Origin of the sequence: Streptomyces sp. NPDC047085 (assembly GCF_040643735.1) — a bacterium.
GTDB lineage: Bacteria > Actinomycetota > Actinomycetes > Streptomycetales > Streptomycetaceae > Streptomyces.
Window position 1 is genome coordinate 188,640 of record NZ_JBEYUW010000001.1, and the last position, 22,108, is coordinate 210,747.

Annotated in this window: 16 protein-coding genes; 13 read left to right on the forward strand and 3 right to left on the reverse strand. The window is 69.7% G+C overall.

What is annotated here, in order from left to right:
* Positions 1-46 precede the first annotated feature (46 nt).
* Positions 47-3,850 (reverse strand): GH92 family glycosyl hydrolase, encoded by a 3,804-nt coding sequence (locus ABZ865_RS00690; RefSeq protein WP_361222013.1) that lies wholly within the window; start codon positions 3,848-3,850, stop codon positions 47-49.
* A 341-nt stretch (positions 3,851-4,191) separates the two neighbouring features.
* On the opposite strand from ABZ865_RS00690, the gene ngcE reads away from it, so the two are divergent.
* From ngcE to ABZ865_RS00745, 11 genes are all read left to right on the forward strand, one after another.
* Positions 4,192-5,631 carry an N-acetylglucosamine/diacetylchitobiose ABC transporter substrate-binding protein gene (gene ngcE / locus ABZ865_RS00695; RefSeq protein WP_361222015.1) on the forward strand — a complete coding sequence of 480 codons (1,440 nt, stop codon included), beginning with the start codon at positions 4,192-4,194 and terminating at the stop codon, positions 5,629-5,631.
* 73 nt (positions 5,632-5,704) lie between these two features.
* On the forward strand, positions 5,705-6,640 hold the full coding sequence (locus ABZ865_RS00700; protein WP_361222017.1) for a sugar ABC transporter permease: 936 nt from the start codon (positions 5,705-5,707) through the stop codon (positions 6,638-6,640).
* Between the two features lie 17 nt (positions 6,641-6,657).
* On the forward strand, positions 6,658-7,593 hold the full coding sequence (locus ABZ865_RS00705) for a carbohydrate ABC transporter permease (RefSeq protein WP_361222019.1): 936 nt from the start codon (positions 6,658-6,660) through the stop codon (positions 7,591-7,593).
* A 182-nt stretch (positions 7,594-7,775) separates the two neighbouring features.
* Positions 7,776-8,987, forward strand: coding sequence for an ROK family transcriptional regulator (locus ABZ865_RS00710; protein WP_361224266.1), 1,212 nt, complete (start codon positions 7,776-7,778; stop codon positions 8,985-8,987).
* Between the two features lie 134 nt (positions 8,988-9,121).
* A complete protein-coding gene (locus ABZ865_RS00715) occupies positions 9,122-10,219 on the forward strand; it encodes a sugar ABC transporter substrate-binding protein (protein WP_361224271.1) in 1,098 nt (365 codons plus the stop codon).
* 181 nt (positions 10,220-10,400) lie between these two features.
* The gene (locus ABZ865_RS00720; RefSeq protein WP_361222021.1) at positions 10,401-11,192 is read left to right on the forward strand and encodes an ATP-binding cassette domain-containing protein; all 792 of its coding nucleotides are present in this window, start codon (positions 10,401-10,403) and stop codon (positions 11,190-11,192) included.
* On the forward strand, positions 11,189-12,496 hold the full coding sequence (locus ABZ865_RS00725; protein WP_361222023.1) for a sugar ABC transporter permease: 1,308 nt from the start codon (positions 11,189-11,191) through the stop codon (positions 12,494-12,496). The genes ABZ865_RS00720 and ABZ865_RS00725 overlap by 4 nt, the downstream gene beginning before the upstream one ends.
* A 126-nt stretch (positions 12,497-12,622) precedes the next feature.
* Positions 12,623-14,563: a 1-deoxy-D-xylulose-5-phosphate synthase gene (dxs, locus tag ABZ865_RS00730; RefSeq protein WP_361222025.1), complete on the forward strand. Its 1,941-nt coding sequence runs from the start codon at positions 12,623-12,625 to the stop codon at positions 14,561-14,563.
* A 138-nt stretch (positions 14,564-14,701) separates the two neighbouring features.
* Positions 14,702-16,225 carry an amino acid permease gene (locus ABZ865_RS00735; protein WP_361222027.1) on the forward strand — a complete coding sequence of 508 codons (1,524 nt, stop codon included), beginning with the start codon at positions 14,702-14,704 and terminating at the stop codon, positions 16,223-16,225.
* Positions 16,226-16,319: 94 nt separating this feature from the next.
* Positions 16,320-17,768 (forward strand): glycosyltransferase family 39 protein, encoded by a 1,449-nt coding sequence (locus ABZ865_RS00740; RefSeq protein ID WP_361222029.1) that lies wholly within the window; start codon positions 16,320-16,322, stop codon positions 17,766-17,768.
* Positions 17,769-17,849: 81 nt separating this feature from the next.
* Entirely contained in the window at positions 17,850-18,140 is a 291-nt protein-coding gene (locus tag ABZ865_RS00745; RefSeq protein ID WP_361222031.1) for a hypothetical protein, read from the forward strand.
* 16 nt (positions 18,141-18,156) lie between these two features.
* On the opposite strand, the gene ABZ865_RS00750 is transcribed toward ABZ865_RS00745, so the two are convergent.
* Positions 18,157-18,549, reverse strand: a complete 393-nt coding sequence (locus ABZ865_RS00750) for an NTP pyrophosphohydrolase (RefSeq protein WP_361222033.1) — start codon at positions 18,547-18,549, stop codon at positions 18,157-18,159.
* A gap of 72 nt (positions 18,550-18,621) precedes the next feature.
* Between ABZ865_RS00750 and ABZ865_RS00755 the strand changes: the two genes are divergently transcribed.
* Together ABZ865_RS00755 and ABZ865_RS00760 are read left to right on the forward strand one after the other, a co-directional pair.
* On the forward strand, positions 18,622-19,638 hold the full coding sequence (locus ABZ865_RS00755; RefSeq protein WP_361222035.1) for a hypothetical protein: 1,017 nt from the start codon (positions 18,622-18,624) through the stop codon (positions 19,636-19,638).
* A 186-nt stretch (positions 19,639-19,824) separates the two neighbouring features.
* Positions 19,825-20,904, forward strand: coding sequence for a hypothetical protein (locus ABZ865_RS00760; RefSeq protein ID WP_361222036.1), 1,080 nt, complete (start codon positions 19,825-19,827; stop codon positions 20,902-20,904).
* Positions 20,905-20,958: 54 nt separating this feature from the next.
* Here ABZ865_RS00760 and ABZ865_RS00765 read toward each other — a convergent pair whose 3' ends face one another.
* Positions 20,959-22,053 carry an LCP family protein gene (locus ABZ865_RS00765; RefSeq protein ID WP_361222038.1) on the reverse strand — a complete coding sequence of 365 codons (1,095 nt, stop codon included), beginning with the start codon at positions 22,051-22,053 and terminating at the stop codon, positions 20,959-20,961.
* Between the last annotated feature and the right edge of the window lie 55 nt (positions 22,054-22,108).

Genomic DNA, 22,108 nt, shown 5'->3' on the forward strand with positions numbered 1-22,108 from the left:
CGCCGGAAGTCCCCGGCGGCCCACCCCCTCGGTCGTCAGCGGTACGTCAGGCCAGCAGCTCCACCTCCGCGAGCGTCGACGCGCCGCTGAGGACCAGGCGGTACTTGGAGTACGAGCCCGGCGAGGCGATGGTGAACGCCCGGGTCTGGCGGTCCCACGTGAACGCTTCACCGGAGCGGCTGTCCAGCGTCTTCCACGTCGTGCCGTCCGTGGAGCCCTGCAGGGTCCAGGCGGTCGGCGCCAACGCGCGGTCCGCGGATGAGGTCAGCGTGTACTGGACGGCCTTGGCGGCGGCGCCGGTCGGCAGGTCCAGCGAGGTGACCGTCGCACTGGTCGCCGACGTGTTGTCGAAGAGGGCACCGGAGCCCTTCAGCACGTCCGCGCGCGGGGTCGGCACCTTGTCGTCCTGGGTGATGGAGACCGGGGCCGCGTCCTTGCCCGTGCCCCAGCTGGACGGCTTGGCGCCCATGTGGAACTCCAGCACCCCGCCCTGGGCCAGCAGCTTGTGGGGGAGCGACGTGGAGGTCCAGGCCCGGCCGTTGAGCTTCACGCTCTGCACGTACACGTTCTTCGCGCTGTTCGCCGGCGCCTTGATGACCAGGTCCCGGCCGTTCTCCAGGTGCACGGTCGCCTTCTTGAACAGCGGGGAGCCGATGGCGTAGTCACCACTGCCCATGACCAACGGGTAGAAGCCCAGCGAGGAGAACAGGTACCAGGCCGACTGCTCGCCGTTGTCCTCGTCGCCGTGGTAGCCCTGCCCGATCTCGCTGCCCGTGTAGAGGCGGGAGAGCGCCTCGCGGACGTTGGCCTGCGTCTTCCAGGGCCGGCCGGCCGCGTCGTACATGTAGAGCACGTGGTGCGCGACCTGGTTGGAGTGGCCGTACATGCCCATCCGGACGTCCCGGGCCTCGGTCATCTCGTGGATGACACCGCCGTAGGAGCCGACGAAGTCCGGCGAGGCGGTCTCCGGGGTGGCGAAGTACTCGTCGAGCTTCTCCGCGAGGCCGGCCCGGCCGCCGTACAGGTTGGCCAGACCCCGGCTGTCCTGCGGGGCGGTGAAGGCGTAGCCCCAGCCGTTGGTCTCCGTGTAGTCGTAGCCCCAGACGCGCGGGTCGAACTTCGTGGAGTCCACGCGCCAGTTCCCCTGGGCGTCCCGGCCCTGGAAGAAGCGGGCCTGGGAGTCGAAGAGGTTCACGTAGTCCTGGGCGCGGTTGCGGAAGTACGCCGCTTCCTCCTGGTAGCGCTTGACGCCGGTCTTCTTGTACAGCGCCTCGCCCATCCTGGCGATGCCGTAGTCGTTGACGTAGCCCTCCATCGCCCAGGACAGGCCCTCGTGCGTGTCGGTGCTGGTGTAGCCGAGGAACGGCGAGGTGGCCATGCCCTTGCGGCCCACGCCCGAGGACGGCGGGACGACCGTCGCGTTCTTCACGGCCGCGTCGTAGGCCGCCTTCGCGTCGAACGTCACGCCCTTCACGTACGCGTCGGCGAACGCCACGTCCGAGGAGGTGCCGGTCATCAGGTCGGCGTAGCCGGGGGAGGACCAGCGCGAGGTCCAGCCGCCGTCCTTGTACTGCTGCACGAACCCGTCGACCATCTCGCCCGCCTGGGACGGGGTCAGGAAGGAGTACGCCGGCCACGTGGTCCTGTAGGTGTCCCAGAAGCCGTTGTTGACGTACACCTTGCCGTCGACGATCTTCGCGCCGGTGTGCGTCGGGGTGTCCGGGCCCGGCATCGGGGAGAACGGAGAGGCGTACTGGTCCTTCCCGCCCACCTTCTCGAAGCCGGAGTTCGGGTACAGGTACAGCCGGTACAGGCTGGAGTACAGGGTGGTCAGCTGCTCCGGGGTCGCCCCCTCCACCTCGACCCTGCCGAGCACCTCGTCCCACGCCTGCTGGGCCTGCTCCTTGACCGTGTCGAAGGACGTGCCGTCCGGGATCTCCTGGCGCAGGTTGTCCTTCGCCTGGTCGATGCCGATGAGGGAGGTCGCCAGGCGCAGGGTGACCGTGTGGTCGGAGCCGGCGTCGAAGCGGAGGTAGCCCTTGACCCCGGTGGCGGAGCCGTCCGTCACCGGCTTGTCGAACTCGCCGTACACGAACAGCCGGGTCGCGCCCGTCGACAGCCCCGACTTGACGTCGGAGTAGCCGGTGACGATCCCGTGCTCCTTGTCCAGGGTCAGGCCCGCCTGCTCGGTGACGTTGTCGAAGAGCACGCTCGCGTCGTCGCCCGGGTAGGTGAAGCGCAGTGCGGCGGCGTGGTCGGTCGGTGCTATCTCCGCCTTCAGCCCGTTCTCGAACCGGACGCCGTAGTAGTACGGCCGCGCGGTCTCGTTCTCGTGCCGGAAGGCCAGCTCCCGCGCGTCCCGTCCGGTGTCCGGGGTGCCGGCCGCGGCGGACGGCATCACCTGGAAGGTCTGCCGGTCGCCCATCCAGGGGCTCGGCTCGTGGCTCGCGCTGAACGCCTGGATGGTGGGCAGGTTGGCGTCGTTGTTCGCACGTGCGTACTCGTACAGCCAGCTCAGTGAGGACGCGTTGGTGACCGGCGTCCAGAAGTTGAAGCCGTGCGGGACGGCGGTCGCCGGGAAGTTGTTGCCCCGCGAGAAGCTGCCGCTGGAGTTGGTGCCGCGGGTGGTCAGCGCGTAGTCCGACAGGTGCGCCTTCGGCTTCTCGGGCGCGACCGGCCGGATCGCCACGTCGTCGAGCCAGCCGCGGAACTTCGTCGGCCCGTTCGGCGAGTCGTACGCCACCAGGATCCGGTCGACGGTCTTGCCGGCCGCCACCGAGCCGATCGACGAGACCACGTTGTTCCACTGGTTGACGTACAGCACCTTCGAGGCGCCCTGGCCGCGCGGCGTCAGCGGGAAGCCGTGCTGGTCGCTCGCGCCCAGGTCGCTGAGGTAGGTGCCGTCCGTGAAGGCCAGGTCGACGGAGACGTTCGTCGCGTCGTAGTCACGGTCGCCGTCGGCCATGGACGGGAAGATGCGGTACGACAACTGCGTGCGGGCGCCGACCGGCACGTCCACGTCGAAGACCTTGTTGTACGAGTACGCCCGCCCGCTCGCCGTGTGCCGTCCGGCGTAACGCAGGGCACGCGTACCGGTGAATCCGGCCCGCGCCTTGGCCGTGGGCGAGCCGCTCGGGCCCTTGTCGACCAGCGACAGCATGTCCTGCGGCACCGGGCCGCCCGTGCCACCGGTGGAGAACTGCACGTCGGCGAGTTGCAGGATGCCCGACGCCCCGTTGTTCCTCGTCACCTCCAGCCGGAAGTGCTGGTATTCGGCCGGCTGGGTCAGATCGTACGATTTGGTCTGGAACCGGTCCGGGAAGGATTCGCCGGTGCGGGTGTCGACGGTCTTCCAGTCCTTGCCGTCCGTCGAGCCGAGGAGCGTCCAGTCCTTCGGGTCGCGGGTGGCGTAGTCGTTGGCCGAGGTGAGCGCGTAGGTGACCAGTTTGACGGGCTTGTCCAGGTCGAACTCGACCCAGCCGGTGGGCTGGAAGGTCAGCCACTTGGTGCCGGGCTCGCCGTCGGCGAGGTTCTCCGCCACCTCGCCCGCGCCCGTGTTCTCGCCGCTCGCCCGGACCTCGGTCACATGGTCGGTGACATTGCCCGGGATGCCGGTGCTGTAGCCGCCGTCCACGCCCGAGGCGCGTTTGCCGCCGTCCGCTCCCGTGTCGACGGTGTTGAGCCAGTCGGGCGCCGGATCGCCCGCCTCGAACGAGGATGCGAACTCCCCGTCGGCTGCCGGAGCCTTGGCCGGCAGCGCGACCGCCGCGCCCTGGGTGCCGACGGCCATGACAAAGGCGGCCGTGAGGACGACCGCCGGACCGAATCTGTGCCGAGTTCTCCGCTGCATCTACGGATTCCCCTCCTGCACTCCGCTGTGGACAACGTTGTCACTTCGATGCGCAGGAACCAGTAGGTCGTCAAGTGACCCTTGATGTCAAGGGTGTTGGGTGTGGCATTCAGGGGCCTATGTCGGGAATTTTTCGCGCAGAGCACTCATCGGCGGCTCATATTTCCGTGAGGTCTCAACTCGGAAAAGACCACCCGTCAACCTTGCATTCGATCTTGCTCCGCTGGCGGGAAGTGGACTATACCTGTCGGCACTTCCAGCACGACCCAGCACTACCCGACCGCGGTGCCGGGGAGGATCCGGTTCACCGCCTGAGTCCTGGAGAAGGCGAGGACTTGAGCATGGGATCCACCGTGCACCACGATGGCGACGGCGTCGGCCGCCGCGATCTGATCAAGCGGTCCGCCGCGCTCGGCCTGATCGCGGTACCGGGGCTGACGGCCCTTTCCGCCTGTGCCAGCGGCGGGGGCGACGACAGCAACGACAACACCTCGAAGGGCAAGACGTCCAAGACGAACCCCTTCGGAGTGGAAAAGGGCGGCAAGCTCGATGTCGTCGTCTTCAAGGGCGGCTACGGCGACGACTACGCCAAGGCGTGGGAGGCCGACTTCAACAAGAAGCTCGGCGTCACCTCGACCCACACCGGCACCCAGGAGATCACCGGCAAGCTCCAGCCGCGCTTCAACGCGGGCAACCCGCCGGACATCGTGGACGACTCCGGCGCCCAGCAGATCAAGATCGACGTCCTGTACAAGAACGGCTCGCTGCTCGACCTCTCCGAGGTCCTCGACGCGCCGGCCGTGGACGACCCGAGCAAGAAGGTCCGGGACCTCATCATCCCCGGCACCCTCGACGCGGGCATGCAGGAGGGCAAGACCGTCGCCCTCAACTACATCTACACGGTGTGGGGTCTGTGGTACTCCGGCAAGCTCTTCAAGGAGAAGGGCTGGGAGGAGCCCAAGACCTGGGCCGACTTCATCACCATCTGTCAGGACGCCAAGAAGCAGGGCATCGGCGGTCTGGCCCACCAGGGCAAGTACCCGTACTACATCAACGTCGCCATCATGGACATGATCGCCAAGAAGGGCGGTCTGGACGCCATGAAGGCGATCGACAACCTCGACCCCAAGGCGTTCGTCGGCTCCGCCGCGGCGCAGGAGGGCGTCGAGGCGATCTACGAGGTCGTCGAGAAGGGCCTGTTGATGCCCGGCACCAACGGCCTGACCCACACCGAGTCCCAGACCCGCTGGAACCAGTACAAGGCCGCCTTCATCACCTGCGGCTCCTGGCTGGAGAACGAGCAGCTCAAGCAGACGCCGGACGACTTCGACATGAAGTTCATGCCGATGCCGCTGCTGCCCGACAGCAAGCTGCCGTTCGAGGCGATCCGGGCCGGCTCCGGCGAGCCCTTCATCATCCCGGCGAAGGCCAAGAACCTGCCCGCGGCCAAGGAGTTCATGCGGCGCATGCTCTCCAAGGAGTGGTCGACGCTGTTCGCCAAGGAGGCCAACTCCCTCACCATCCTCAAGGACGGCGTCGACCCGAGCGTCCAGCTGCGCCCGGGCACCCAGTCCACCGTCGACGCGTCCAAGGCGGCCGGTGACAACACCTTCCGCTACCTGTACACCGAGTGGTACAGCGAGATGGGCACCGCCATCGAGGCGGCGTCCAACGAGCTGATGGCCAAGCGCATTCAGCCCAAGGAGTGGCTGAAGCGGTGCCAGGCCGCGGTGGACAAGCAGGCCAAGGACCCGGCCTCCAAGAAGAACCACCGCGACTGATCTCGCTCGACACGACCGGATTCCGGGCCGGGATCTTCCCGGCCCGGGACGGGACACCAGGAGCAGGAACACCATGCGCAAAGGGCAGTACAGGTTCGTCGCGGGATTTCTCCTCGTTCCCGTGGCGCTCTACCTGATCTTCGTCGTCTGGCCGTACATCCAGACGTTCGGCTATTCGCTGACGGACTGGAAGGGACAGTCGCAGACCTTCAAGTTCGTCGGACTGGACAACTATCGGGCGCTGTTCCAGGACGACATCTTCTTGCAGGCCATCTGGCACAACATCCTGTTCCTGGTCTTCATCCCGGTGATCACCATTCTGCTGGCCCTGTTCTTCGCCTTCATGATCAATGCGGGCGGGGGCGGCAGGGCCGGCGGAGTGCAGGGCGTCGCCGGATCCGGGTTCTACAAAATCGTCTACTTCTTCCCGCAGGTGCTGTCGCTGGCGATTCTCGCGGTGCTGTTCAACGCGGTGTACCGCAGTGACGGCGGCGGTCTGCTCAACGGGTTCCTGATCAAGCTCGGCCTCGTCGACGCGAGCGACCCCGTGGAATGGCTGAACGAGCCGAACATGGTCCTGTGGGCGCTGATGCTGGTGGTCGTCTGGCACGGCGTCGGCTTCTACCTGGTGCTGTTCTCGGCCGCCATGCAGTCCGTCCCGAGGGACATCTACGAGGCCGCCCTGATCGACGGGGCGGGCCGCGGCCAGTCCTTCTTCCGCATCACCCTGCCGCTGCTGTGGGACACCGTGCAGACCGCCTGGGTGTACCTGGGCATCGTCGCCATGGACATGTTCGTCCTGGTCTCCTCCATGACCCAGAACATGGGCGCCTACGGCGGCGGCCCCGACCATCACAGCGACGTGATGTCGACCGTGATGATGCGCAACTTCCTCTACTACGGGAAGAGCGGCTACGCCTGCGCCATGGGCGTGATCATGCTGCTGCTCACCCTGGTCCTGTCCGTGGTCACGCTGCGCGCCACCCGCCGCGAGCGCATCGAGTTCTGAGCGGGAGAGACGACGACATGAGCGCACCCCTCAAGGAGACCGCCGCCCAGGGCGGCCCCGTCCCGCCCCGCCCGACGGTGGAGAAGACCCCTGTCCGCTCCGGCGACCGGCGCGGCGAAGGCGTGGTCCTGAACGTCTTCTCGCACGGCTTCCTCGCCCTGTGGGCCCTGCTGATCGTGCTGCCGCTGCTGTGGCTGGTGCTCAGCTCCTTCAAGACCGACGTCCAGATCGGCGGCTCGGCCTTCGGCTGGCCGCACAACTGGTCCCTCGACGTCTTCCACCGGGCCTGGAACAAGGGCATCGGAGACTACTTCCTCAACACGGTCATCGTGCTCGTGTTCTCCGTGCCGCTGACGATGCTGTTCGGCTCCATGGCCGCGTACGTGCTCGCCCGGTACCAGTTCTGGGGCAACCGGCTGCTGTACTACTTCTTCGTCGCCGGCGCGATGTTCCCCGTGTTCCTGGCCCTGGTCCCGCTGTTCTTCATGGTCAAACGGCTGGACATGCTGAACACCTACCAGGGCCTGATCCTGGTCTACATCGCCTACTCGATGCCGTTCACCGTGTTCTTCATGCACGCCTTCTTCCGGACCCTGCCCACGGCGGTCTTCGAGGCCGCCGTCCTGGACGGGGCGTCGCACACCCGGACCTTCTTCCAGGTGATGCTGCCGATGGCGAAGCCGGGCCTGATCAGCGTGGGGATCTTCAACACGCTGGGCCAGTGGAACCAGTTCATCCTGCCGACGGTCCTGATGCAGCCGCAGAGCGGCGACGATCCGGAACGCTACGTCCTCACCCAGGGCCTCATCCAGCTGCAACAGCAGCAGGGGTACGCCTCCGACCTTCCGGTCCTCTTCGCGGGCGTCACCATCGCCATGATCCCCATGCTGGTGGTGTACCTCTCCTTCCAGCGTCAGGTGCAGGCGGGACTGACGTCGGCCACGCTGAAATAGCGGCTCCCGCACCCGTCCCGCGCGCTCCGTTCCGGCCCGGAACGGAGCGCGCGCACATGTGTGCAGCCCGTAGAAACCGTTCAACCTCTTGACGGGAGGTGACCCGAACAGCTCAGCTTAGAGTTCACTAGTTGGACATAGTCGGGGCCTCGTCGAAGCGGCCCCGCGCGCAGGAGGTCGTCGTGGAGACTCCAGGGTCGCAGTCGTCGCTGCACCGAGCCAACCTGGAGCGGGTCGTACGTGCCGTGCGGCTGGCCGGATCGCTCACGCAGGCGGAGATCGCGCGGACGACGGGCCTGTCCGCCGCCACGGTCTCCAACATCGTGCGCGAACTCAAGGACGGCGGAACGGTCGAGGTCACGCCGACGTCGGCGGGCGGACGCCGGGCCCGCAGCGTGTCGCTCAGCGGCGACGCCGGCATCGTGATCGGCATCGACTTCGGCCACGAGCACCTGCGCGTCGCGATCGGGAACCTCGCGCACCAGGTGCTGGCCGAGGAGTCCGAGCCGCTGGACGTCGACGCCTCCGCCGCGCAGGGCTTCGATCGGGCGGAGCAACTGGTCAACCGCCTGATCGCGGCGACCGGCGTGGACCGGACCAAGGTGGCCGGCGTCGGGCTCGGCGTGCCCGGTCCGATCGACGTGGAGTCGGGCACCCTGGGCTCCACCGCGATCCTCCCCGGCTGGGGCGGCACCAAGCCCGCCGAGGAGTTGCGCGGGCGCCTCGGCGTTCCCGTGCACGTGGACAACGACGCCAACCTCGGCGCCCTCGGCGAACTCGTCTGGGGCAGCGGCAAGGGCGTGCGTGATCTTGCTTACATCAAGGTCGCCAGCGGTGTCGGCGCCGGCCTGGTGATCAACGGGAAGATCTACCGCGGTCCGGGCGGTACCGCCGGAGAAATCGGACATATTACACTCGACGAATCCGGCCCGGTCTGCCGCTGCGGCAACCGTGGCTGCCTGGAGACCTTCACGGCCGCGCGGTACGTGCTCCCGCTGCTCCAGTCCAGTCATGGCACCGACCTGACCATGGAGGGCGTCGTACGGCTGGCCAGGGACGGGGACCCGGGCTGTCGTCGGGTGATCGCCGACGTCGGCCGCCACATCGGCAGTGGGGTGGCGAATCTCTGCAATCTGCTGAACCCGAGCCGGGTGGTGCTCGGCGGTGATCTCGCCGAGGCCGGTGAGCTGGTGCTCGGGCCCATCAGGGAGTCCGTCGGCCGCTATGCCATCCCCAGTGCGGCGCGCCAACTGTCCGTTCTCCCGGGGGCACTTGGCGGCCGTGCGGAGGTGCTCGGGGCGCTCGCTCTCGCGCTCAGCGAGATGGGCGATTCGACCCTTTTGGACGGCTCTGTGGGGGGCACCTTCCCTGTCGCCGCGCCTGCCTTCACTTAGAGAACGGATGGCACCGTTGCCATCTCGTTAAGGATTTACTTCTTGACGTCGAACTTGCGGCCGAGTTGACTTCGAGCCACCTCGGCCGCAACGACGCGGCCTCGTCAGGGAGGTTTCAAAGAGTGAACATGCGTATGCGTCGTGCGGCTTTCGCCGTTGCTGCTGGTGCGATGGCCGTCTCTCTCGCGGCCTGTGGCAGCGCCAAGGAGTCCGGTGGCTCCTCGAAGGAGTCCGGCAGCGCCAAGAAGGGCGATGCCATCAAGGTCGGCCTGCTTCTCCCGGAGAACCAGACCGCCCGGTACGAGAAGTTCGACAAGCCCCTGATCGAGAAGAAGGTCAAGGAGCTGACGAACGGCAAGGGCGAGGTCGTCTACGCCAACGCCAAGCAGGACGCCACGCTGCAGAACCAGCAGGTCGACACCATGATCACCAACAAGGTGGACGTGCTGATCGTCGACGCCGTGGACTCCGCCGCCATCAAGAACTCGGTGCAGAAGGCCAAGGACGCGGGCATCCCGGTCGTCGCCTACGACCGCCTGGCGCAGGGCCCGATCAGCGCCTACACCTCGTTCGACAACAAGACGGTCGGCAAGACCCAGGGCGAGGCCCTCCTCAAGGCCCTCGGCTCCAAGGCCAAGTCCGGCAAGATCGTCATGATGAACGGTTCCGTCACCGACCCGAACGCCGCGCAGTTCAAGGCCGGTGCCCACGAGGTCCTCGACGGCAAGGTGAACGTCGGCAAGGAGTACGACACCAAGGAGTGGAAGCCGGAGAACGCCAACTCCAACATGGAAGGCGCCATCTCCGCCCTCGGCAAGAAGAACATCATCGGCGTCTACTCCGCCAACGACGGCATGGCCGGCGGTATCATCACCGCCCTCAAGGCCGCCGGCATCAAGGTCCCGGTCACGGGCCAGGACGCCGAGCTGGCCGGCGTGCAGCGCATCGTCACCGGCGACCAGTACATGAGCGTCTACAAGCCGTACGCCCCCGAGGCCGACGCCGCCGCCGAGATGGCCGTGGACCTCGCCCAGGGCAAGGCGCTCGACGCCGTCGCCAAGGACAAGGTCGACAGCCCGACCACCAAGCAGGTCCCCTCGGTCCTGGTGCCGGTCACCGCGCTGACCAAGGACAACATCAAGGACACCGTCGTCAAGGACGGCGTCTACACGATCGACGAGATCTGCACCGCGCAGTACAAGGCGGCCTGCGACAAGATCGGTCTGAAGTAAGCAGCCGCACGCACCTTCCCTGCCAAGGGGATTCGCCCTTGAATCTCCCTTGAGGGAAAGGCGCCCACAGCTCCTCCGGCGCCCCGCGCATCAGACAGCCCCGCAAGCTCGTCGCGGGGCGCCGGACGGAACACCCCCCAAACTTCTGCACAACCTCCCGCCGGGTCAGGCGGCGAAGGAGATGGTTCACGTGTCCGCTACGCCCGTGCTGGCGTTGCGCGGGGTCTCCAAGCGGTTCGGTGCCGTTCAGGCGCTCACCGACGTAGAGCTTGAGGTCCACGCCGGTGAGGTGGTCGCCCTGGTGGGCGACAACGGTGCCGGAAAGTCCACGCTGGTCAAGACGATCGCCGGCGTGCACCCCATCGATGAGGGCGTCATCGAGTGGGAAGGCAAGGCCGTCCAGATCAGCAAGCCGCACGACGCCCAGAACCTGGGCATCGCGACGGTGTACCAGGACCTCGCGCTGTGCGACAACATCGACGTGGTCGGCAACCTCTACCTGGGCCGGGAGATCCGCCGTCGCGGTGTCCTGGACGAGGTGGAGATGGAGCGCCGCTCCCGCGAGCTGCTCACCACGCTGTCGATCCGCATCCCGAGCGTCCGCATCCCGATCGCCTCCCTGTCCGGCGGTCAGCGCCAGACCGTGGCCATCGCCCGCTCCATGCTCGGCGAGCCCAAGCTGGTCATCCTGGACGAGCCCACCGCCGCCCTCGGCGTCGAGCAGACCGCGCAGGTCCTCGACCTGGTGGAACGGCTGCGGGAGCGCGGTCACGCCGTGATCCTCATCAGCCACAACATGGCCGACGTGAAGGCCGTCGCCGACAAGGTGGCCGTCCTGCGTCTGGGACGCAACAACGGCGTCTTCGAGGTCAAGTCGACCTCGCAGGAAGAGATCATCTCCGCCATCACCGGCGCCACGGACAACGCCGTGACCCGTCGTGCGGCGCGCACCAATGGGGAGATCAAGAAGTGAGCATCGACAAGACCTCCGCGGCTCCGGAGACCCCCGAGGACGAGCCCGTCGTCGTGGAGAACCCCGAGGCGGCCCGCGGCTCCGACGTCGCGGTCGACCCCCGCCTGCTGGTGCGCGAGGAAGGCCTCCTCGGGTACTGGACCGAGTTCAAGCGGAAGATGAAGGCGGGTGACCTCGGCTCCCTGCCGGTCGTCATCGGCCTGGCGGTCATCTGGATCATCTTCCAGAGCCTGAACTCCAACTTCCTGACCGCGGGCAACCTCTCCGACATCTCCGTCGCCATGGTCGGCACGGGCATGATCGCCGTCGGCATCGTGTTCGTCCTGCTGCTCGGCGAGATCGACCTGTCGGTCGGTTCGCTCTCCGGCGTCGCCGGCGCCACCTTCGCGGTGCTCAACGTCACCCACGGCATGAACGAGGTCCTGGCCCTCGTGCTGTCGATCCTCACCGGAACGGTCGCGGGCGCGATCCAGGGCTTCTTCTTCGCGAAGATCGGTGTGCCGGCGTTCGCGGTCACCCTGGCCGGCCTGCTGTTCTGGAACGGCCTCATGCTCAAGGTGCTGGGCGACAACGGCACCATCAACCTGGACAGCGAGGGGCTGGTCGCCAAGCTGACCAGCTACTACTTCACCGACGTGGCCGCCGCCTACGGGCTCGCCGTCGCGGTGACGGTGCTCTTCTTCCTCAGCTCCTTCTACGGCAACAAGCGCCGCGAGGCCGCCGGCGTGCCGTCCCGGCCGCTGAACGAGACCATCCTGCGGACCGCGCTGCTGGGGATCGTCGCCTTCGCCGCCGCGATCGTCTTCAACCAGTACAAGGGCCTGCCGCTGGCCGTGGTGGTCTTCGTCGCCGTGCTGTTCATCACGGACTTCGTGCTGCGCCGCACCGCGTACGGCCGGAAGATCTTCGCGCTCGGCGGCAGCGTCGAGGCCTCCCGCCGTGCCGGTATCAACGTCGACATGGTCCGGATCTCGGTGTTCGCCATCTCCGGCACCTTCGCGGCGATCGGCGGTCTGTTCATCGCCTCCAAGATCGCGTCCGCCAACCAGGGCGCCGGCGCCGGTGACCTGCTGATGAACGCGATCGCGGCGGCCGTGATCGGCGGCACGTCCCTCTTCGGCGGCCGCGGCCGCACCTGGAACGCGCTGCTCGGCGTGCTGGTGATCGTCTCGATCCAGTACGGCCTCGCCCTGCAGGGCATCGCCTCGCCGGTCCAGTACATGATCACCGGTGGCGTTCTGCTGGCGACCGTCGTCATCGACGCGGTGACCCGCAAGACGCAGAAGAGCGCGGGCCGCGCGTAGCGCCCGTAGGTCGAACAGTGCCCGGCACCGCCAAGGTGCCGGGCACCGTCGTGTCCCGCACATGCCGAACATTAGACTCTTCAAGCCCGGCAACAGCTCGATCAGCTCAACTGCAAGGAGGCACGGGTGCCGCTGCTGACCCGCATCACGGGACCGCGCGATCTGGACCGGCTCAGCCTGGAGGAGCTGGACCAGCTGGCAGAGGAGATCCGGACCTTCCTGGTCGATGCCGTCTCCAAGACCGGCGGCCACCTCGGCCCCAACCTGGGCGTGGTCGAGCTGACCATCGCCCTGCACCGGGTCTTCGACTCGCCGAGGGACAAGGTGCTGTGGGACACCGGCCACCAGTCCTACGTGCACAAGCTGCTCACCGGCCGGCAGGACTTCTCCCGGCTGAAGATGAAGGGCGGCCTGTCGGGCTACCCGGCGCAGTCCGAGTCCCGGCACGACGTGATCGAGAACAGCCACGCCTCCACGGTGCTCGGCTGGGCCGACGGCATCGCCAAGGCCAACCAGCTGAAGAAGCGGGACAGCCACGTCGTCGCCGTCATCGGTGACGGCGCCCTCACCGGCGGCATGGCCTGGGAGGCGCTGAACAACATCGCCGACGCCAAGGACCGCCCGCTGGTCATCGTCGTCAACGACAACGAGCGTTCGTACGCCCCCACGATCGGCGGACTCGCCAACCACCTGGCGACCCTGCGCACCACCGACGGGTACGAGCGGTTCCTCGCCCGGACCAAGGAGGTCCTGGAGAAGACGCCCGTCGTCGGCAGGCCGCTGTACGAGACCCTGCACGGCGCCAAGAAGGGCTTCAAGGACTTCATCGCCCCGCAGGGCATGTTCGAGGACCTGGGCCTGAAGTACGTCGGACCCATCGACGGGCACGACATCGAGGCGCTGGAGTCCGCGCTGGCCCGGGCCAAGCGGTTCGGCGGCCCGGTCATCGTGCACTGCCTCACCGAGAAGGGCCGCGGCTACCAGCCCGCCCTCCAGGACGAGGCCGACCGCTTCCACGGCATCGGCCCCATCCACCCCGACACCGGCCTGCCCGTCAAGGCGGCGGGCGCCGACTGGACCTCCGTCTTCGGTGACGAGATGGTCCGCCTCGGCGAGGAGCGCGAGGACATCGTCGCCATCACCGCGGCCATGCTCCAGCCGGTCGGCCTGGACCGGTTCGCCAAGCGCTTCCCCGAGCGCGTGTACGACGTCGGGATCGCGGAGCAGCACGGCGCCGTGTCGGCCGCCGGCCTCGCGCACGGCGGACTGCACCCCGTCTTCGCCGTGTACGCCACCTTCCTCAACCGCGCCTTCGACCAGGTCCTCATGGACGTGGCCCTGCACAAGTGCGGGGTGACCTTCGTGCTGGACCGGGCCGGCATCACCGGCACCGACGGCGCCTCCCACAACGGCATGTGGGACATGTCGATCCTCCAGGTCGTGCCGGGGCTGCGGCTGGCCGCCCCGCGCGACGCCGACCAGGTCCGCGCGCAGCTGCGCGAGGCCGTCGCCGTCGAGGACGCGCCGACCGTGGTGCGCTTCTCCAAAGGCGCCGTCGGCCCCGCCGTACCGGCCGTGGGCCGCGTCGGCGGCATGGACGTGCTGCGCGAGCCCGGCACCGACACGCCCGACGTGCTGCTGGTCTCCGTGGGCGCCCTCGCCCCGATGTGCCTGGAGATCGCCGGCCTGCTCGACAGGCAGGGCATCTCCACCACCGTCGTCGACCCGCGCTGGGTCAAGCCCGTCGACGAGGCCATGGCGCCCCTCGCGGAGCGGCACCGGGTCGTCGTCACCGTCGAGGACAACAGCCGCGTCGGCGGTGTCGGCTCGGCCGTCGCCCAGGCCCTGCGGGACGCGGGCGTGGACGTGCCGCTGCGCGACTTCGGCATCCCGCCGCGCTTCCTCGACCACGCCTCCCGCGCGGAGGTCATGGCGGAGATCGGCCTGACCGCCCCGGACATCGCCCGCCAGGTCACCGGCCTCGTCGCCAAGCTCGACGGCCGGTTCGACCGTACGGCCGCCGAGGTCGACGCGGCGGTGGACTCCGTGGAGCCCGCCCGCGACTAGCCGGGAACGACGACGACGGACGGTTCCGCCGCTCCTCCCGGTGGCGGAACCGGCCCGTTTGCGTGAACCTGCCTGTGCCGGGGCATACGCACCTCCGGCCCTCTCGTGTCGAGGACGACAAGCGTGGGAGGTAGGCACGTGAGCAGCACGCTCTTCCGGACGAAGAATGTCGAGCAGTCCATCCGGGACACCGAGGAACCGGAGCATTCGCTCAGAAAGTCCCTCTCCGCCCTCGACCTGACCGTCTTCGGCGTCGGTGTCATCATCGGCACCGGCATCTTCGTGCTGACCGGCCAGGTGGCCAAGAACAACGCCGGCCCCGCGGTCGCCCTGTCCTTCGTCGCCGCCGGTGTCGTCTGCGGTCTCGCCGCGCTCTGCTACGCCGAGTTCGCCTCCACCGTCCCGGTGGCGGGCTCCGCGTACACCTTCTCGTACTCCTCCCTGGGCGAGCTGCCCGCCTGGATCATCGGCTGGGACCTGGTCCTGGAGTTCGCGCTGGGCACGGCGGTGGTGGCCGTCGGCTGGTCCGGCTACATCCGCTCCCTGCTCGACAACGCGGGCTGGCACCTGCCCGACTACCTGGCCGGCCGGGACAACGCCACCGGCTTCGGCTTCGACGTCCTCGCCGCCGCGCTGGTGCTGGTGCTCACCTGCATCCTCGTCCTCGGCATGAAGCTGTCCGCCCGGATCACCTCGCTCGTCGTCGCCATCAAGGTGACCGTCGTCCTCATCGTGATCATCGCCGGTGCCTTCTTCATCAACAGCGCCAACTACAAGCCGTTCATCCCCCCGTCCCAGGCGGTCCCGGCGGGCGGCAACCTCAAGGCCCCGCTCATCCAGCTGATGTTCGGCTGGGCGCCGTCCAACTTCGGCGTCATGGGCATCTTCACCGCCGCCTCGGTGGTGTTCTTCGCGTTCATCGGCTTCGACATCGTCGCCACGGCCGCCGAGGAGACCCGCAACCCGCAGCGGGACATGCCCCGCGGCATCCTCGGCTCGCTGTTCATCTGCACGGTCCTGTACGTCCTGGTCTCCGTCGTCGTCACCGGCATGCAGCACTACAGCAAGCTGTCCGTGCAGGCCCCCCTCGCCGACGCCTTCAAGTCCATCGGCCACCCCTGGTACGCGGGCGTGATCAGCTTCGGCGCCGCCGTCGGCCTGACCACCGTGTGCATGATCCTGCTGCTCGGCCAGACCCGGGTGTTCTTCGCGATGAGCCGCGACGGACTGCTGCCGCGCTTCTTCTCCCGCGTCCACCCGCGCTTCAAGACCCCGCACCGGCCGACCATCCTGCTCGGTGTGGTCATCGCGATCGTCGCCGGCTTCACCAGCCTGAGCGAGCTGGCCGAACTGGTGAACATCGGCACGCTGTTCGCCTTCGTCGTCGTCGCGATCAGCGTCATCATCCTCCGCAGGACCCGCCCCGACCTGCACCGCGCGTTCCGCACCCCCTGGGTCCCGGTCCTGCCGATCCTGTCGGTGTGCGCCTCGCTGTGGCTGATGCTCAACCTGCCCGCCGAGACCTGGCTCCGGTTCGCCGTCTGGATGGTCATCGGCTTCGTCGTCTACTTCCTCTACGGCCGCACGCACAGCCGCCTCGCCCAGGCCGAGCCGGCCCCGGCGGGCCAGGCCCCTCCGGCGCCGCCCACGAAGACCCCGTAACCCTCCGGTCGTCGGCCCGTAACCCCCCACTTGCCCGTCCGGCCCCCGTATGTCCCGCTCAGGCTGGGCCCCGGGGCCGGATAGCGTGCTCTCCATGCTCGCCGCCCCGCTCGCCCCCGCACCGACCGCGGTCACCCGGACGGCGTACTGGACGCGGCTGCTGCCCGCCCTCACGGCCCTGGCCTGCCTCACCCGGATCCCCTCCTTCGCCCGGCCGCTGTGGAACCCCGACGAGGGCTACCTCGCCGTCCAGGCCCGCCTGCTCGCCCAGGGCGGCCGGCTCTACGAGACGGTCGTGGACCGCAAACCGCCGCTGGTGCCCTGGCTGTACGAGGCCGCCTTCGCGGTGTGCGGCTCCGGCTCCCTCACTCCCGTACGGGTGCTCGCGGTCCTCGCCCAACTGCTCACGGCCGTGCTGCTGGCCTCGCTGGCCCGGCGCCGCTGGGGCGACACCGCGGGCCGCACGGCCGGGGTGCTGTACCTGCTGGTCTCGGTCGGGCTCAACCCCGAGGACGCGCAGGCCGCCACCTTCGAGGTGTTCATACTGCCCTGCACGGCGGCCGCCCTGTGGTGCGCCGACCGCGGCCGCTGGGGCGCCGCCGGGGCCGCCGTCGCCTGTGCGTTCCTCACCAAGCAGACCGGGGGCGCGGTGCTGGTGCCGGTGGCCTGGCTGCTGCACCGCTCGGGAGCCCCGCGCGGGGGAGCGCTCCGGCTGGCGGCCGGCTTCGCCCTGCCCGTGCTCGGCGCGGCCCAGGTGACGGACCCCGCCGGGTTCCTGTTCTGGACGGTGACCGGCTCCGCCGCGTACGCCTCCTTCGCCGGCTCCGAACTCCACGTCATGGTCCGCGCGCTGACCAACACCGCGATCCTGGCCGTGGCCTGCGCGGGCCTGGTCCCGCCGGTCGTCCGGGCCCTGCGCACCGCCGGCGCCGCGACGGCCGACCTGTGGCTGTGGCTGGCCTCCTCGGCCGTCGCGGTGATGCTCGGCTTCCACTTCTTCGGCCACTACTACCTGCAACTCACCCCGCCCGCGGCCCTGCTGGCCACCGCCGCGCTCCGGATCCTGCCCCGGGAACGGCTGACGGCCGCCCTCGGCACCTCGGCCTGCTGCTGCACCCTCTTCCTCGCCTGGGGCCTGCTCGCCCCGCGCCCCGAACTCGCCCACGCCCAGCGCCTCGCGGCGGCCCTCGCCCACCGCACCGGCCCCGCCGACCGGGTCCTGGTGTGGGGCATGCACCCGGAGACGTACTGGCTCGCCGGCCGCACCCCCGCCACCCGCTACCTCACCGCGGGCCTGCTCACCAACTACAGCGGCGGCCGCGACGGCCCCCAGGTGGGCGAGAAGTACGCCGTCCAGGGCGCCTGGCCCGTCTTCCGCGCCGAACTGGCCGCCCACGCCCCCGCCCTGGTCGTCGACGACTCCCGCGGCAAGCCCTACGCCCCCGACCGCGTCCCGAGCCTGCGCCGGGTGCTGGACACGCGGTACGAGGAGGTGGGGAGGGTCGACGGGGCGGTGCTGTACGCGCGGATTCCGCGCGGCTGAGGGGGAGTCGGCCGTGGCGCCGGGCGGGTCCGCGCTATGATCGCGGAAGAGATTTGAACACGTTCAAGTCAGGGGGAACTCATGTCCGCACCGATCGCGCCCGGCCACAAGGACTCACCCGCCGTCGCCCTGGGCCCCACCTCACTCGTCTTCGGCGCCGTCGCGGCCGCCGGCGCATGGCCCTCCCTCATGCTGGCCGTACTGCCGTGGTCGTTCATCGCGGCACCCCTCGCCCTCACCTTCGGCCTCGCGGGCATCCACTACGCCCGCCGGGGCATCGGCCGCATGGGGACCGCCGTCGCCGGAACCGCCCTCGGAGCCGTCGGAATGGCCGGCGTCCTCACCCTGTTCGTGGCGCTGGCCGCGTGGTAGCGCGGCCCCCGCGCGCTCAGCCGAGGACCGCGCGCGGACCGGTCACCTCCGCACCCAGCTCGGTGACCCTGCGGCGCAGTTCGCGGTCGGCGGTGACGACCAGGCGGTCCCGGCCGGACGACCCGGCGACCAGCTCCACGATCCGGTCGTCCCCGCTGCCGGGCGCCGACTCCACCCGTACCCCCGGCACGGAGCCCACGCCACGGGCCGCGCCCTCCACGACCAGCACGATCTCGACCGGATCGGGACGGCCGGGCAGCCCCTCGGCGGCCAGCCGGTCGCGGAGCCGTTCGGCGGCGCCCCTGCGGTCGCGCCACCAGCCGTCCGGCCGTGAGCCGACGACGTTCGCGCCGTCGACGATCGCGAGCAGGGGGCCGTCCGTGTCCGGGGAGCCGGGGGCGTCGTCCATGGCACCAGGGTCCCATGCGACCGGCGAGGGGGTGGCCGTCGGTGCCCTCACCAGGGGTCTTAGAGTGAACCGGTGAACGGCGACTGGCTCATACGCGGCCGCGACGGCCGGCTCAGTGTCTACCAGCAGTCGGGCGACGCGGTCCTGTGCCGGGCGGAGCACGGACCGGACGGTGCCTGGACCGGCCCGCGCACGGTGGGCGGCGACCAGAAACTGCACCCCGTTCCCGCCGTCGGTCGGGGCGCCGACGGCTACGCCCACCTGGTCGCGTGGCGACCCACGGCCAAGGGCGAGTCGGGCCTGGTGCACACCACCCACTTCCGCGCCCGCCTCGCCGCCCTGGACTGGAACCCGCTCGGCCACCCGAACAAGAAGGGCGACCGCACGGGCACCCCCGCGGTCGCCGTGGACGCGCAGGGCCGCGCCCATGTCTTCGTACGCAACGCCGGCGGCGGTGTGAGCCTGCTCGCGCAGAAGGAGAACGGCGGCTGGGAGCCCTGGCGGGACCTGAAGGGCAAGGACGTCCAGGACGGACTCGCGGCGGTGACCGGGGAGTCCGGCCGGGTCGAGCTGTACGCGGCCGTACCCGGCGGCATCCTGCACTGGAACCAGGAGGCGCCGGGCGGCCCGCCGGTCCTCCGGGAGACGCTGGAGACGCCGGTCCGCCCCGGCACCCTCAGTGCCCTGGCCACGTCCCCGGACCGTACGACCCTCTTCTACACCGACACCTCCGGCGACCTGCGCGCCTGGCGCCCCGGCACCGAGCCGGCCACCCTGCTGCCGTCGGCCGGCCCCGGCCCGGTCTCGGCGGTCCGCTGCGAGCTGGACGGCCACGACTGCACGCTCCTGGCCCAGCGCTCGGCGAGCGGCCGCGTCGCCTTCGCCGCGTACCCGACCGAACTGGAGTCCGCGGGTGCCTGGTGGACCGAGTCCGGCCCCCAACTGCCGCTGGACGCGCGGGTGTGCCTCGCGGTGGACGAGGACGACCGGGTGGTCGCGGCAACGTTGTCTCCGTCGACCGGCCGGCTCCTGCTGACCCGGCGCAAGGCCGAGCCGGGGCTGGCGCTGGAGGCGTGGCGGCAGGTCTGAGCCGCGCCTGCGGGCTCCGGGGTGACGACGGTGGTCACGGCGTGGCGGCCGGCCGGCCGCGGGGAGCGGCTGGGGAACACCTGCTCGAACCGCATATGATGTTCCGGGTTCGATGGTTCCCGTGTCCCTGGCACGGCGGACTTCAGGAAGGTGCACGAGGCCATGCGGAGAAGGCCGGCAGGCCCCGTGGACGCAGTCCCCCCGGCCGGGCGCTCGGGCGAGGACCAGGGGCGCGTCGTGTCCGGTGCCGTTCACGGGAAGTGGCTCACGCTGGGCAAGGACGGCCGGCTCACGCTCTACGCGACGACGGACGGCGGACTCCTCCGATGGACGGAGACCTCGGCCGGCGGCCCCGAATGGAGCGGCCCGCATTTTGTGGCGGTGCCGGGTCTCAGCCATCTGACGGTGGTGCAGGGCGCGGACGGATATGTCCACTTCCTCGGCCGCCGGGAGCGCCGCGGAGCCGACGGCTCGCGCAGTGTCGACGTCGTCCACGCCATCCAGTACCAGACCGGCCTGGCCGTCACCGACTGGCGTTCCCTCGGCACCCCGCACCCGGACGGCGAACCGGGCCGGCCGGTCGGCGCGGTGGCGCCGGACGGCACCGTGCACGTCTTCGTGCGTGGCGCGCACGGCGGTCTGATGCTGCGCCGGGAGGCCCCGAACGGCAAGTGGCGGGCGTGGGAGGACCTGCGTGGCGGCGGCGTCGCCGAGCTGCCCGTGCCGGTCGTCCTGGCGAGCGGCAGAGTGGAGGTCTGCGCCGCCGCGGAGACGGGCGTGCTGATCTGGCGCCAGTCCGCGCCCGGTGGCGACTTCGCCGGGCCCCGCGGCTTCGCGCTGCGCGCCGCCGCCGGCACGGTCGCCGGCGTGGAGACCGCGCCCGACCGGGCCACGTTCCTCTGGACCGACGCCGACAGCGGTGTCGCCACCGCCTGGCGGATCGGCGGCTGGCCGAGCGCCCTCGGCGGATCCCCCGCGGAACGACCGTACGCGGTGCTGCGTACCGCGGTGGACGGCTACGACTGCCTGGTCCTCGCCTACCGCGACCACGACGGCTCGGCCGTGCTGGGCATGGGCGGCACCGAGAACGAGGAGGGCGGGTTCTGGTGGTACCAGCTGGACGAATCCTGCCAGGGAAGCCCGGCCCTGGCCCGGGACGGCCACGGGCGGGTGGTCCTGGCGCTCATCGGCCCGGACGGGGTGCCGAAGGTGGCCCGTCAGGAGGAGGGCGGCGGGCTGTCCCTCGCCCGCTGGCACAGGCCCTGACCCGCTGACGGTGCCGGCCGGCCGCTCGCCGAGCGGCCGGCCGGCACCGGGGGCTCAACCGCCCTTCGCGGGCGACTTCTTCGCGGACTCGGGGATCGTCTCGTCCGAGCGGATGGCCTTCCACAGCTGCGTCGCCTGGGGCTCCGCCGCCACGACCCGGTTGGGATCGACCTTGTCGTACGCCACCGGCAGCATGATCGTGTCCATGGTGGACGGATCGACGCCGTTCATGCTGCGCCCGAACTCCGCCAGCTTCGTGAGCGAGGCGAGTTCGGAGTCGGTGGTGAGCGCGGCGGTCAGCTCGTCGGCGATCCGGTAGGTCTTGGTGGGGCTGCCCAGCAGGTCCTGCTTCTTGATCTCGGAGAGCAGCGCGATCATGAACTGCTGCTGCAGTCCGATACGGCCGAGGTCGCTGCCGTCCCCGATGCCGTGCCGGGTGCGGACGAACTGCAGCGCCTGCGTGCCGTCGAGCCGGTGCGTGCCGGCGGTCAGGTCCAGGCCGCTGGAGGAGTCGTGGATGTCCCGGTCGACGGTGACGGGCACTCCGCCTATCGCGTCGACCAGGTCCTTGAAGCCGGCGAAGTCGATCTCGACGTAGTGGTCCATGCGGACCCCGGAGATCTGTTCCACGGTCTTGACCACGCAGGCCGGACCCACCTGCGAGTAGATGGAGTTGAACATCACACGCTTCGCCGAGGGCACTTCGGTGCCGTCCGTCTTCGTGCACTGCGGCCGGGTCACCAGGGTGTCGCGCGGGATGCTGACCGCGACGGCCTTGCTGCGGCCCTCGGGTATGTGCATCACGAGCGCGGTGTCGGAGCGCGCCCCGGAGACATGACCGGTGTTCAGGGCGGCGTTCGCGCCGGCGCGTGAGTCCGAGCCCAGGATCAGGATGTTCTGGCCCGAAGTGGGCAGTTTCTGCGGGCGGTCGTCGCCGATCGCCTTGTCGATGTCGACGCCCTTGATGTTGTTGTCGAGGTCGCGGTAGAGCCAGTAGGCGACTCCGCCCGCGGCCAGCACCACCACCAGGACGCTCAGCAGCACGATGCGGACCCAGCGTCTTCTGCCACTCCTGCCGGGCGGAGTCCGGCGCCGTCCTCCGCTCGAGCCGGCCCGGCGCGCGGGCTCAGTGGTGGCGCTGTGCGTCATCGCCTTCGGTTCCTCTCCTCACGGGCTCCGCGATGCGGAGGATCGGGGCCCGGGT